Genomic DNA, 12,582 nt, shown 5'->3' with positions numbered 1-12,582 from the left:
CCAGTCCGCCCGCCCGCCCGTCATGCCGCCCACGCTGTCGGGGATCGATATCGACGCCCTGTGGCGCGATATTGTCGAAGGGGCGTGCGGATGCTGCGACCCGCTGGTCAAGGGGCTTCTGGCGACGGGAATCCGTAATCATGCCTCATTCGGGGCGGCCCTTGCGGCCCTGATCGGGCGCAAGCTGGGCGATCGTTCCGTGGCGGACGACGCGCTGGCGGAACTGGTGATGGAGGTCTTTGCCGCCGATCCGGATATCGTGGCCGCCGCCGCCGCCGATCTCGTGGCCATCCGCGAACGCGATCCCGCCACGGGCAATTACGCGACGCCTTTCCTGTTCTTCAAGGGATATCACGCGGTGCAGGGCTATCGCGTCGCGCACTGGCTGTGGAACAACGGGCGCGAATATCTTGCCCTGCACCTGCAGAGCCGGTCTTCGGAACTGTTTGCGGTGGACATCCACCCGGCGGCGCGGCTGGGACGGCGCATCCTGTTCGACCATGGCACGGGCATCGTGATTGGCGAGACCTCGGTGCTGGAGGATGATGTCTCCCTCCTGCAGGGGGTCACGCTGGGCGGCACGGGCAAGAACGTGGGTGACCGGCATCCCAAGGTCCGTCGCGGGGTCCTGATCGGGGCCGGGGCCAAGATACTGGGGAATATCGAAATCGGCGAAGGGGCCAAGATCGGCGCGGGGTCCATCGTGCTGGAATCGGTCGCCCCCTATACCACCGTCGTGGGCAACCCGGCACGCGCGGTGGGCACGCGTCATTCCTCCCTGCCGGCCTTCACGATGGACCAGATGCTGCCGCCGCTTGACTACATCATCTGACATCATGCCGGCGCACGGGGCCGGCGGAGCGCGGGTGATCGTGGTCGGCGGCGGCCCGGCCGGGCTTGCCGCCGCCGAAGAGCTTGCCACCGCGGGATGCCGGGTGCGGGTGCTGGAACAGCGTCCCACCGTGGGGCGCAAGTTCATGATGGCGGGCCGGGGCGGGCTGAACCTGACGCATTCGGAACCCATGACGCGGTTCATGACGCGTTACGGCATGGCGCAACCCTATCTTGCCGCCGCCCTTGGGGCATTTGGCCCCGACGACATGCGTCGCTGGGCCGCCGGGCTGGGGCAGCCCTGTTACGTCGGCAGCAGTGGCCGGGTCTTTCCCACGGCCATGAAGGCATCGCCCCTGTTGCGCGCATGGGTGGCGCGGCTGGAACGGATGGACGTGCGGATCATGACGCGCCACCGCTGGCTGGGCTGGGATGCCGAAGGCCGCGTCCGCGTGAGCGGCCCGGATGGCGCGGAAGACAGCCTGCCTGCCGATGCGCTGGTGCTGGCGACAGGCGGGGCAAGCTGGGCACGGCTGGGCGCGGATGGCGCATGGCGCGATATCGTCTCGGCCCGTGGCGTCGATGTCGCGGCGTTCCGGCCCGCCAATTGCGGGTTTCGCGTTTCCTGGTCGGAAATGATGCGCACCCGTTTCGAGGGATGCCCCCTGCATGCAATCGCGCTGCATACGCGTGCGGGGACCGTCCGTGGCGAAGCGGTGATCACGCGTGACGGGATCGAGGGGGGCGCGGTTTATGCGTGCTCGGCACTTCTGCGCGACGAGATCGCGGCGCATGGACAGGCGGTCCTTCATGTCGATCTGCGCCCCGAGATGGATATCGCGCAGGTGACGCAGCGGCTGGCGCGGGTGCGGGGGCGCGAAAGCATGTCGAACCTGCTGCGCAAGGCCCTGCGCCTGCCGCCGGTGGCGGTGGCCCTGCTGCGTGAGGGGAGCGGGGTTGACCTGCCGCGCGATCCGGCGGCGCTGGCGCGACTGGTAAAGGACGTGCCGCTGGTCCTGACGGGGACCGATGACATCGACCGCGCGATTTCGGTGGCGGGCGGCGTGCGCTGGGACGAGGTGGATGACCGCCTGATGCTGCGCCGGCTGCCCGGCGTGTTCGTCGCGGGGGAAATGGTGGACTGGGAGGCACCGACCGGCGGCTACCTGCTGCAGGCCTGCATTGCGACGGGGCATTGGGCGGCCCGTGGCGTGGTGCAATGGTTGCAGGATACCCGCAAGGGGCTGTATCCGTCTGCCTCATGACGGTAGCGATCACGATTGGGGAACGACGGGGGGCCACCACGGGTGATGCCCCGGTCACGATGGACCTTGCGGAACTGTTGTCCACGCGCCTGCTGGTGCAGGGCAATTCAGGATCGGGAAAGTCACATCTGCTGCGGCGTCTTCTGGAACAGTCCGCGCGTCTCGTGCAGCAGGCGATCATCGATCCGGAAGGGGATTTCGTAAGCCTGGCCGAACGTTACGGCCATCTGGTCATAGACGCCGCCGAACATACCGAGGCCGCGCTGCAGGCGGCGGGCGAACGCATGCGCGTGCATCGTGCCTCCGTCGTGCTGAACCTTGAGGGCGTGGATGCCGAGGTGCAGATGCGTCGTGCCGCCGCCTTCCTTGGCGGCATGTTCGAGGTGCCGCGCGAATACTGGTATCCCGTGGTGGTCGTGGTGGACGAGGCGCAGATGTTCGCGCCCGCCGCCGCTGGCGAAGTGTCGGACGAGGCGCGGCGAGCCTCGCTCGGTGCGATGACCAACCTGATGTGTCGCGGGCGCAAGCGTGGGCTGGCCGGGGTGATCGCAACCCAGCGTCTGGCGAAGCTGGCCAAGAATGTCGCGGCGGAGGCCTCCAACTTCCTGATGGGGCGCACCTTTCTGGATATCGACATGATGCGCGCCGCCGACCTGCTGGGGATGGAGCGCAGGCAGGCGGAAAGCTTCCGCGATCTGGAACGTGGCTGTTTCGTGGCCCTTGGCCCCGCCATCAGCCGACGGCCGCTTGCGGTGCGGATCGGGATGGTGGAAACCGAAAGCCGCTCGGCCGGTCCCGCCCTGATGCCGTTCGAACCCACCGCCCCGACGGAGGAAATCCGCGAACTGATCCTTACCCCCGTGCCGGAGCGTGAGCTGCCCGCGCGCGCGCCGCGTCCCGCAACGCCCCCGCCCGATATCCTTGCCCAGTTGGCCGCGCATGCCGATGTGGCCCGCACGGAGGCGGAGGTCGAGGCCCAGAGTGCCCCTGACATCGACCCCAGGGAGCAGAAGGAGCGTTTTGCCGCGATCCTTTCCGACATCCTGCAGGATGAGGAAGCGGGGTTCCGCCCGGTCCATGTGCTGTATCAGGATTTCCTCGTCCGCTGCCGGATCGAGGGAATGGGCCGTCAGGCGCTGGACATGCCGCGCTTTCGCCGCGCGCTGGCGACCGCGCGCGCGGGTGTGGATGCCCGCATGGCACAGACCGAGACATGGATGCAGGCCGAACAGATGGCCTCGGCCCTGCCCGAAGACGTGCAGGGGATTTTCCTGCTGATCGCCCGAAGCGCGCTGGAAAAACTGCCCTGTCCGTCGGATGCGACGATCGCGCGCGCCTATGGCACCCATTCGCTGGGACGGGCGCGGCGGCAGCTGACCTATCTGGAGGAACAGAATGTCATTGTCCTGCGCCTCGACGGGATGGGCCGCCGCAGTGCAGTGATCGTCGGGCTTGGCTGGGAAACGGCGCCGGCCCTGCCTGACGCACCTGCCAGCTGAGCCGTCAGGGGGAAGACTGTCAGCCGACGTCTTTCCCCCACCGCCATTTCCATCCGTCCGCGGTTCTGGATTTGCACAGGTAGCAAAAAGCAGCCGTGGCAAAGATATCGACCAGCGACAGGCACACCGTAAACATCATGGCATGCGCGTTGTCGGGATGGATCACGGACAGGGCGAACCATGGCAGGATGGTGATGGCAAGGAACAGCATTAATGCCACCCATCCTTCCCAGCTGATGGGCAGGCCGGAGCCATATCCGTGACTTTTCGGGGCGAACCAGGGTTTCGGTGGCTGGGCTGACATGCTGGCGTGCTCCATGGACCAGTCGGTTCCGATGTTTGCAGTCCGGGGATTGAAAATAACCCATTGATAAACATGATAAAAGTTTTTGGGTGTCGCCTTTTTTCAAAAAGGTGACCTCTTTCGAAGCTTTTTATAAAAAGCTTCACCAAAAACTTTTGACAATTTCAGTGTGTTACTGGACCTGCCTTTTCAAACAGTCTCCCGCGTTCCGTCGGGGGAATCCGGAATGCGGGAAACGGCCCTGTCATTATGATGACGCATGACGGGCCGCGCACCTGTTTTCCCTGATCCGGAGAGTGGGATCGGCAGATGTTCCGGTCAATATTCCGTTACGAATACCGTTCTTTCGGGTGTCGTCTTCCGGAACGGATGCGTTCTCATGATGTGATGTTGTCGGTGCCAAGCAGGACCCGCATTTCGTCGAGATAGTGGATGAATGCGTCGCGCCCCTTCACGGTCGGTTCGATGCGGGTCAGGGGACGCCTGCCGACGAAGGTCTTTTCCTGCGCCACGTATCCCGCCTCCTCCAGCTTGCGCAGATGTGTCGAGAGGTTGCCGTCCGTCACGTTCAGATGTTGCCGCATGGCCTTGAATTCGACCCCGCCGCGCGTGACGAGCAGGGTCATGATCCCCAGCCGGACACGTCCGTGGATCACCTCGTCAATGCGCGCGATATCGAAGGAAGGGGCCTCCGTGGTCATGCCGTCTGTGTCCGCCGCTGGATCAGGACCCAGCCGGGAATGGCAATCAGGACCACCAGCAGCACCCCGTAAATCAGGAATGTATAGCTGCTGCCGGTGGCTGCCGCGACCGCGATGGCCGCAAGGAATGACCCGGCGGTGACCAGTTTCAGCCATCCCTGACGTGAAATGAAGGCAGTCGCCCCCCATCCCGCGCCGTAGAGGGCAAGCATGGTTGACGGGAATGCCGCCCAGATCATGGGCGAATCGTAACGCCAGCAAAGGATCATGCAGCACACGAACATCGTGGCGATGCCCCAGCTCAGTCCTGTCCATATGGTGGAAACCGCCCGGTTGATGGTGGCCGTGGATCCCGCCACCACATCGGCGCGCCGGTTCAGGACCCATACGATGGGGACATAGGAAAGGCCCGCGATCATCCAGACCAGCTGGATCGCTGTCGCCGCGAAATGCGTGGGGGCCTGTGAAATCCCCCACGCCACGAAACTGGCCGCGCCGAAGACAAGGCCGGCGGCAAGGAAATAGGGACCACATGTCAGGGGAACGTCACGTCCTGCCTCCGCAAGTGCGCGCAGGAAGGCAAGATCGTCGGAGGGAGAGGTCTTTTGCGGTATTTCCATGGCCTGTCTCCAAAGCCGGTTGAACAGGGGCGCCACGCAGGGGCGATGGCATGCCCGGACGGATGGATGTGTCAAAACGGGATACGCATTGCCGCGAAATCCGTCCCGACATGCGGCGGGGCGTGTGGGAAAGCGATTCCACGGCCAGAAACATTCAATCACAGACAACTTTTAAATTCAAAGTATATTGTTTCGGAGAACGGATGGATATGACCCCGGCCATCAATATCGCCGTTCGCGGCATGGCTCAGGCCGGTTTTCAGGATGCATGAACATCTTCGCGCGGAATAAAAAAACAGGCCCCGCGCCAGAAGGTGCGGGGCCTGTCCTGTTATCGAAGCCTGAAGTGGAAGGCGGCGATTACCGCTTCCACCAGCCCGTGCGCCGTTTCGGGGCCGGGGCCTGATCAACATCCACCGGCTGCGGCGGCAGGCCGGTGACGGTGCTGTCCGCAGGGGCTTCGGCTTCGGGCGTTTCCACCTTCTTGCGGCGTGTGCGCGTGGTCTTGCGCGCCGGTGCCTTTTCCTCCACCGCGGGTTCGGCCGCTGGCGCCTCGGCCTCGGCTTTCTTGCGGCGCGTGACACGACGGGCCTTGGGCTTTTCCTCCGCTACGGGCGCTGCCGCGTCAGCAGTGGCTTCCTCGCTTGCGGGCTCGCTGTCCGCTGCTGCCTTGGCGGTTTTGGCCGTGCTGGCACGACGGCGCGTGGGGGCCTTGGTCGCGGCCGCGCGCGTCGTGGTGGTCCGCCTGCGCCTGGGCTTTTCCTCTTCCGCCGCAGCGTCCCTGGTGGCTTCTTCCACCGGCGTTTCCGTCGCCGCTGCTTCTGCCGGGGCCGTTTTTACCGGCTCGGCTTCGGCGGCTTCCGTCTTCCTGGCGCGGGTGGTCGTGGTGGCCTTGCGCGTTGTCGTGCGACGACGGCGCGGCTTTTTCTCAGCCTCGGCTTCCGGTTCTGCCGGGGTCGGTTCCGCTTCGGGCTGCGCCTTCACTGCGACGGGTTCCGGCATTTCGGCTTCCGCCTTGGTCGGGATTTCCCTGGCCGGGGCTTCGGCTTCGACCGGGGTTTCCGCCGTGACGGCTGCCGGTGCCGCCGTGGCGGGGCGGCTGGCGCGACGGGTGCGGCGACGCGGCGTGCTCCGGGTTTTTTCTTCCCGGGGCTTTTCTTCCTCGGCCGCCGGTTCGTCCACGGTTTCGGCCTCGATGACCACAACCGGGGCTTCGGGTTCGATCACCGGTTCGACGGCAGGCGTCGTCGTCTGTTCGATCACGTCGAAGATGTCGATGATCGCATCGCCAAACGGATCGGCAGGCGTCGGTCCCTTGTAACCTACCTCGACCACAGGTTCGGGTTCCGGCGCGGCGGCGGCTTCGCTTTCCGCCGTGTCGATGCCCTGCTGGGTCGTGGTCTCGCGGTTCGCGCCGCCACGACGGCGACGGCGGCGGCGGCGACGGCGATGGTCGGTTCCCGATGCCGTATCCTCGTCCGTCATCGCGCCGGCATCCGGCGCGGCGACTTCGGCCTCCGCAGTGACGGCGGGCGGTTCGTTGTGGATCGGGATTTCGCGTACGCTGACCGTATCCGCCCGGCTGCTTTCGGGTTCCGCCGTGATGGCGGGGGCGGGTTCGAACTGCGCCGTCTGCGGACGCGTGCGCTCGATCCGCGATTCCGCCGCGTGCAGCGTGGAATCGGTCGTGAACACCACGTGCATCTTGTGGCGTTCCTCGATCTCATGCAGCCAGTCACGCTTGTTGTTGAAGATGTAGAGCGCGATTTCCGGGGCGACATGCACCGTGATTTCCGCGGCACGACGCTGCATCCCCTCGTCCTCGATGGCGCGCAGGACATGCAGCGCGGAACTTTCCACACCACGGATGATGCCGGTGCCTTCGCAATGGGGGCAGGGGGTGAAGGTCGATTCCGCGATGGAGGGACGCAGGCGCTGGCGTGACATTTCCAGCAGGCCGAAGTGCGAGATATGGCCCACCTGGATACGTGCGCGGTCGTTGCGCAGCGCTTCCTTGAGGCGGCGTTCGACCATGCCGTTATGCTTGCGGCTTTCCATGTCGATGAAATCGATCACGATCAGCCCGGCAAGGTCACGCAGGCGCAGCTGGCGCGCCACTTCGTCGGCGGCTTCGAGGTTCGTGCGAAGGGCCGTTTCCTCGATATTGCGTTCCCGCGTCGCGCGGCCGGAGTTCACGTCGATGGCGACGAGGGCCTCGGTCTGGTTGATGACCAGATACCCGCCCGAACGCAGCTGCACCGAAGGCGACAGCATCGAATCCAGCAGCCCCTCCACCCGGTAGTGGGAGAACAGCGTCTGTCCATGATCGTGCCACAGGCGCACCTTCTGCGCGTTCTGGGGCATGAGCATGCGCATGAATTCGCGCGCGGATTTCCATCCGGCCTCGCCATCGATCAGGATTTCGCTGATCTCGCGGGTATAGATGTCGCGGATCGCGCGCTTGATCAGGCTTGCTTCCTCGTAAATCAGGGCCGGGGCCACGGATTTGAGGGTGTGTTCGCGAATGTCGTCCCAAAGCCGCAGCAAGTATTCGCAGTCGCGCATGACTTCGGCGCGCGGACGCTGCGCCCCGGCGGTGCGCACGATCATCGCCATGCCGTGGGGGATCTGCAGTTCCGCGATGATGTCACGCAGGCGGCGGCGGTCGGCCACCGACGTGATCTTGCGCGACACCCCGCCGCCACGCAGCGAGTTGGGCATCAGCACGCAGTAACGCCCGGCGAGCGAGACATAGGTGGTCAGGGCCGCGCCCTTGTTGCCGCGCTCTTCCTTGACGACCTGTACCAGCAGGATCTGGCGGCGGCGGATGACTTCCTGGATCTTGTAGTTGCGCAGGAAACGCGCGATGCGGCGCTGGGCCTCCGGCTCGTCGCCGGTATCGTTCTCGCCGCCCACGGTCTCGGGTTCGGCGTCCTCGCCCTCGGCGTCGTCCGCGCGCAGGGCGGTTTCTTCCGTGGCGTCGTCCTCGCCCTCGGTCTTCTCGTCATCCTCGCGCGCGTTGCGGGCTTCCTCGGCGCGGCGCTCCTCTTCCTGCAGCGCCAGCAGCTTTTCACGGTCGGCGACGGGGATCTGGTAATAATCGGGGTGGATTTCGCTGAAGGCGAGGAAGCCGTGGCGATTGCCGCCATAATCGACAAAGGCGGCCTGAAGGCTGGGTTCGACCCGGATCACCTTGGCGAGGTAGATATTGCCCTTGAGCTGCTTTTTCGCCGATGCCTCGACATCGTAATCTTCAAGCCTGTTACCATCCATCACGACCACGCGGGTTTCTTCCGCGTGGGTCGTGTCGATCAGCATGCGTTTGGTCATTAAAAGGGAAACTCCGGTATGTCCGGTTCGTGCGTCCGCCCCGCGCAACGCCCCATGGGCGGCGGGAACGGGAATGGGAACGGACAGGAACATCAATGAAAGTGCGATCGTATCCGGCGTTGATCCCCTGGCGGCCGTCACGCGCGACGGCAACGGCATGCGTGGCATCGTGGCCCGGCGTCGCGCCGTTCCATGACATGCATGTGCCTGTTGCGTCGGCGGATATGTCCACCGTGGTCATCAATCCATCCTCGGTCATCTTGGGGAAGGTCCTGTCCCGCCCGTTCAGGGCAGGCGGGGCCTTCGTGGAAAATATCGACGGGTCCGTGTCATCCGGCCCCCTGTCGATCGGGGGCGCCGGTGCGGTGGCCTCTGGCCGCGCGCATGATCCGCCGGCGACATTTCCGTGACATCGGTCATGGCGGAAAATGCTGCGGGCGCGCGCCTGATGGCTGCCGGATGGATTTGCGCCATCGGACGCGGCGCCGGATACGCACGGTATCCCGATAGCCTGACGTCCGGACGTCGCGCGCCCATCACTATTACGCACCATGACGCAAGCGCGTCCGTCCTGCAAGCCTTGCGAAGGTTTATGCCGCTGACGCGCGCATGTATATGATGATATGCACAGCCGACCCTACGGATCTTCACCCCACTTGAGGCGACATCGCAGCATGCGTACTGGATATTCCACGGATATTCACGCCAGCGGCCAGGCGGCCGGAACGGTGGCCACCGTATCATCCACGCCATCCGGATCATCGACGTCACGACCGGCGGTCGCGGGCTGCGGCGATGCCGGGCCGCTGACCCCACCTGACGCGGTGCGCCGGCGTGTGCTGCTGGCGGGGATCGCCATGGCGGCGATGATGCCCCGGCAGGCCATGTCCGCCACGCGCCGGCATGTCCTGTCCCATGTCCCGGCCACGCATGCCGCCGCCCACGCGACACCCGCCGGCGCGACCCTGCATCGCCCCGCGATCGTGGGGCGGGCAGCGCCCCCGCGTCCGCTGATCATGCTGGACCCCGGACATGGCGGCAAGGATCCGGGGGCGATCGGCATTTCCGGCACCTATGAAAAACATGTGGCGGAGGCAGCGGCGGCCGAACTGCAGCGCCAGTTGGTCGGCAGCGGACGGTACCGCGTGGCGATGACGCGCGCCGATGACCGTTTCATCCCGCTGGAGGGGCGGGTGGACCTTGCCCATGCCCACAAGGCGTCGCTGTTCATTTCCATGCATGCGGACGCCCTGCACGATCCGGCGGTGCGCGGGGCCAGCGTCTATACCCTGTCGTCGCATGCGTCGGACGCGCAGACGGCGGCGATCGCGCGTTCTGAAAACAGCGCCGACCGTTTTGGCGGCCCGCAGGTTCACGCGACCTCGCCTGAGGTCCAGGAAATCCTCGCCAGCCTCGTGACCGAGGAAACGCGCCACGGCGCGGCCCACATGGCCAGCAGCATCGTCTCCTCGTTCCGTCCGCGCATCAGCCTGCTGACCCACCCCGCGCGGCATGCCTCCTTCGTGGTGCTGAAATCGGCGGACATTCCCTCGGTCCTGGTCGAAATGGGCTTCATGTCCAACCATATGGACGAGGCCGCCCTGCGGCAGTCGGCGCATCGCATGGTCGTCGCGGGCGCCATGGTGCAGGCGATCGACCGCTATTTCGCCTCCGCCAGCATGGTCACGCGCGTTACCGGATAGGGCGCATTATATGTTGCAATCGGCGGATGCCGCTGTATTGTGCCGCGCATGGCAACGGACATGCACATCCACGCAGGTTTGACAGGCGCGCAGGCGTCCGTGTCCCTGCGTGCGCGTGACGGCGCCGGACTTCTTCGTCTTCTACGACTTATCCGCCCCTGAGCGGTCAGGGCCGGCCTGTTCCGGTGCGCCCAGGGGGAAGGTCAGGCTGCGTCATGCAGCCATCATGAACACGAATGACGGAATTTCCTCCGGCTGATGTCCGGCGGGAAGTTTCAGGTCCCACATCCGGATATGTCCGAGGTATTTCCCATGACCATCAATCATCCGTCCTTTGGGCGTATTGACGAAAACCGTGTCATCATTTTCGACACGACCCTGCGTGACGGTGAACAGTCGCCCGGTTTTTCCATGAACCTGACCGAAAAGCTGCGCATGGCCGAAGCGCTGGAGGATCTGGGCGTCGATGTGATCGAGGCGGGGTTTCCCGTGGCCTCGAAAGGTGATTTCGACAGCGTGGCGCAGATCGCGCGCGCGCTGAAGGACACGGTTGTCTGCGCGCTGGCGCGCAGCGGCGGCAAGAACGACATCGCCAGCGCGGGCGAGGCCATCCGCGAGGCAAGGCGCGGGCGCATCCACAATTTCATCTCCACCTCCCCGCTGCACATGAAATACAAGCTGCGCATGGAGCCGGAGGCGGTCCTCGACGTCATCAGGGCGGGCAATGAGGCGGCGCGGCAGTTCACCGATGACGTGGAATGGTCGGCGGAGGACGGGTCGCGCACCGATCCCGATTTCCTGTGCCGCTGCGTGGAGGCGGCGATCCGGGCGGGTGCCACCACCATCAACATCCCCGATACGGTCGGATATTCCACGCCGGAAGACATGGCCCGCATCTTTGCCGACCTGCGCGCGCGCGTGCCCGGCGCGGACGGCGTCATCTTTTCCACTCACAACCATAACGACCTGGGCCTGGGGGTGGCCAATACGGTCGCGGCCCTGCGGGCGGGGGCGCGGCAGATCGAATGCACGATCAACGGCATCGGCGAACGCGCGGGCAACGCGGCGCTGGAGGAGATCGTCATGGTCCTGCGCACGCGCCATGACGCGCTGCCCTATACCACCGGCATCCATACGGAAAAGCTGCTGAAGGTGTCGCGCATGCTGTCCACCATCACGGGCTTTGACGTCCAGCCCAACAAGGCGATCGTCGGGCGCAACGCCTTTGCCCATGAAAGTGGCATCCATCAGGACGGCATCCTGAAGAACGCCGCGACCTATGAAATCATGACGCCCGAAAGCGTCGGCTGGACCCGTTCCTCACTGGTGCTGGGCAAGCATTCCGGTCGCGCGGCCTTCCGCGACAAGCTCAGGGCCATGGGATACGACGCGCTGGACGAAGTGCAGTTCAACGATGCGTTCACCCGTTTCAAGGACCTCGCCGATCGCAAGAAGGTCATTTATGACGAGGATCTGGTCGCGCTGGTCGATGACGAGGTGCGCGACCATGCCCGCATCCGCTTCGTCGCGCTCCACGTGTCCGCCGGGTCGCGCCGTCCGGCGCAGGCCGAACTGACGCTGGAGGTCGATGGCAAGGAACATCACGTCACCGCCGCCGGGCAGGGGCCGGTCGATGCGGCCTTCAACGCCATCCGCGCCATCGTTGCCCATGACGCGACCCTGCGCCTCTATTCCGTGGGGGCGATAACGGAAGGCAGCGACGCGCAGGCACGTACCACCGTGCGGCTGGAGGAAGGCGGCAAGATGGTCGATGGACAGGGGGCCGATGCGGATACGCTGGTCTCCGCCGTGCGTGCCTATGTCCATGCGCTCAACAAGCTGCTGGTCAAGCGTGACCGCGCGGAGCCGGCCGAACTGAGCGCCTGATCCAGCGCGCATGTAACGCGCCAACGCGACCGTGTGGTCTCTTAAAAACAAAAAGGGCTCCGTTTTCATGACGGAGCCCTTTTTCATTTGTCAGGCGATACGAAGTTACTGCTGGTAATATCCGCTCTGGCCCTGCGGGTAGCCATTCTGCTGGTAACTGCCCTGCGGGTAGGCTGTCTGGGGATAGCTTCCCTGTGGATAACTCCCTTGCGGATAACTTCCCTGGGGATAGCCCTGCTGCGGGTAGGCCTGTGGATACGCCGCGCCCTGCGGATAGGACGGGGTGGCATAGCCGGTGGGCTGCGTGCCGGGGCAGCTCTGCGGGGGATAGCCGGGGGGCAGCACCGTCCCGTTGGGACAGACATAGCTGGGTGGCGCGGTACGGCGCGGGCGTGGCGTCGTCGCGGCGCCCACGGCCGCGCCGCCCGCCGCGCCCGCCAGC

General features: G+C 65.3%; 11 protein-coding genes and 1 pseudogene. 7 read left to right on the top strand and 5 right to left on the bottom strand.

What is annotated here, in order from left to right:
* The first annotated feature begins 22 nt into the window (after positions 1 to 22).
* From cysE to NJLHNGOC_RS10515, 3 genes are read left to right on the top strand one after another with little or no spacing between them, the layout of a single operon-like run.
* Entirely contained in the window at positions 23 to 832 is an 810-nt protein-coding gene (cysE, locus tag NJLHNGOC_RS10525) for a serine O-acetyltransferase (RefSeq protein ID WP_239019203.1), read from the top strand.
* 4 nt (positions 833 to 836) lie between these two features.
* Positions 837 to 2,096: a TIGR03862 family flavoprotein gene (locus tag NJLHNGOC_RS10520; RefSeq protein ID WP_113596318.1), complete on the top strand. Its 1,260-nt coding sequence runs from the start codon at positions 837 to 839 to the stop codon at positions 2,094 to 2,096.
* Positions 2,093 to 3,595 (top strand): ATP-binding protein, encoded by a 1,503-nt coding sequence (locus tag NJLHNGOC_RS10515; protein ID WP_113596317.1) that lies wholly within the window; start codon positions 2,093 to 2,095, stop codon positions 3,593 to 3,595. The genes NJLHNGOC_RS10520 and NJLHNGOC_RS10515 overlap by 4 nt, the downstream gene beginning before the upstream one ends.
* 19 nt (positions 3,596 to 3,614) lie before the next feature.
* On the opposite strand, the gene NJLHNGOC_RS10510 is transcribed toward NJLHNGOC_RS10515, so the two are convergent.
* The 3 genes from NJLHNGOC_RS10510 to NJLHNGOC_RS10495 form a co-directional block, all read right to left on the bottom strand.
* On the bottom strand, positions 3,615 to 3,899 hold the full coding sequence (locus tag NJLHNGOC_RS10510; RefSeq protein WP_239021468.1) for a hypothetical protein: 285 nt from the start codon (positions 3,897 to 3,899) through the stop codon (positions 3,615 to 3,617).
* Between the two features lie 377 nt (positions 3,900 to 4,276).
* Entirely contained in the window at positions 4,277 to 4,600 is a 324-nt protein-coding gene (locus tag NJLHNGOC_RS10500) for a winged helix-turn-helix domain-containing protein (RefSeq protein ID WP_113596314.1), read from the bottom strand.
* Entirely contained in the window at positions 4,597 to 5,220 is a 624-nt protein-coding gene (locus tag NJLHNGOC_RS10495; protein ID WP_113596313.1) for a hypothetical protein, read from the bottom strand. The genes NJLHNGOC_RS10500 and NJLHNGOC_RS10495 overlap by 4 nt, the downstream gene beginning before the upstream one ends.
* Before the next feature lie 50 nt (positions 5,221 to 5,270).
* Here NJLHNGOC_RS10495 and NJLHNGOC_RS10490 point away from each other — a divergent pair, with 50 nt between their 5' ends.
* Complete coding sequence (locus NJLHNGOC_RS10490; protein WP_133258728.1) at positions 5,271 to 5,492, top strand: hypothetical protein; 222 nt, start codon at positions 5,271 to 5,273, stop codon at positions 5,490 to 5,492.
* Positions 5,493 to 5,580: 88 nt separating this feature from the next.
* On the opposite strand, the gene NJLHNGOC_RS10485 is transcribed toward NJLHNGOC_RS10490, so the two are convergent.
* Complete coding sequence (locus tag NJLHNGOC_RS10485; RefSeq protein WP_113596311.1) at positions 5,581 to 8,550, bottom strand: Rne/Rng family ribonuclease; 2,970 nt, start codon at positions 8,548 to 8,550, stop codon at positions 5,581 to 5,583.
* 95 nt (positions 8,551 to 8,645) lie between these two features.
* Here NJLHNGOC_RS10485 and NJLHNGOC_RS10480 point away from each other — a divergent pair, with 95 nt between their 5' ends.
* The 3 genes from NJLHNGOC_RS10480 to NJLHNGOC_RS10465 all read left to right on the top strand — a co-directional run bounded on the left by NJLHNGOC_RS10480 (position 8,646) and on the right by NJLHNGOC_RS10465 (position 12,140).
* Positions 8,646 to 8,960: a hypothetical protein gene (locus NJLHNGOC_RS10480; protein WP_133258727.1), complete on the top strand. Its 315-nt coding sequence runs from the start codon at positions 8,646 to 8,648 to the stop codon at positions 8,958 to 8,960.
* A gap of 456 nt (positions 8,961 to 9,416) precedes the next feature.
* Positions 9,417 to 10,253, top strand: a complete 837-nt coding sequence (locus NJLHNGOC_RS10470) for an N-acetylmuramoyl-L-alanine amidase family protein (protein WP_408890822.1) — start codon at positions 9,417 to 9,419, stop codon at positions 10,251 to 10,253.
* A gap of 312 nt (positions 10,254 to 10,565) precedes the next feature.
* Positions 10,566 to 12,140 carry a 2-isopropylmalate synthase gene (locus NJLHNGOC_RS10465; RefSeq protein WP_113596372.1) on the top strand — a complete coding sequence of 525 codons (1,575 nt, stop codon included), beginning with the start codon at positions 10,566 to 10,568 and terminating at the stop codon, positions 12,138 to 12,140.
* 105 nt (positions 12,141 to 12,245) lie between these two features.
* On the opposite strand, the pseudogene NJLHNGOC_RS10460 reads toward NJLHNGOC_RS10465, so the two are convergent.
* Positions 12,246 to 12,582: pseudogene (locus NJLHNGOC_RS10460) on the bottom strand (hypothetical protein); the annotation flags it as partial.

The sequence above is a fragment of the Novacetimonas cocois genome, from assembly GCF_003311635.1.
In the GTDB taxonomy this organism is placed as follows: Bacteria; Pseudomonadota; Alphaproteobacteria; order Acetobacterales; family Acetobacteraceae; genus Novacetimonas; species Novacetimonas cocois.
This window is presented reverse-complemented; position numbering and strand designations above follow the sequence as displayed.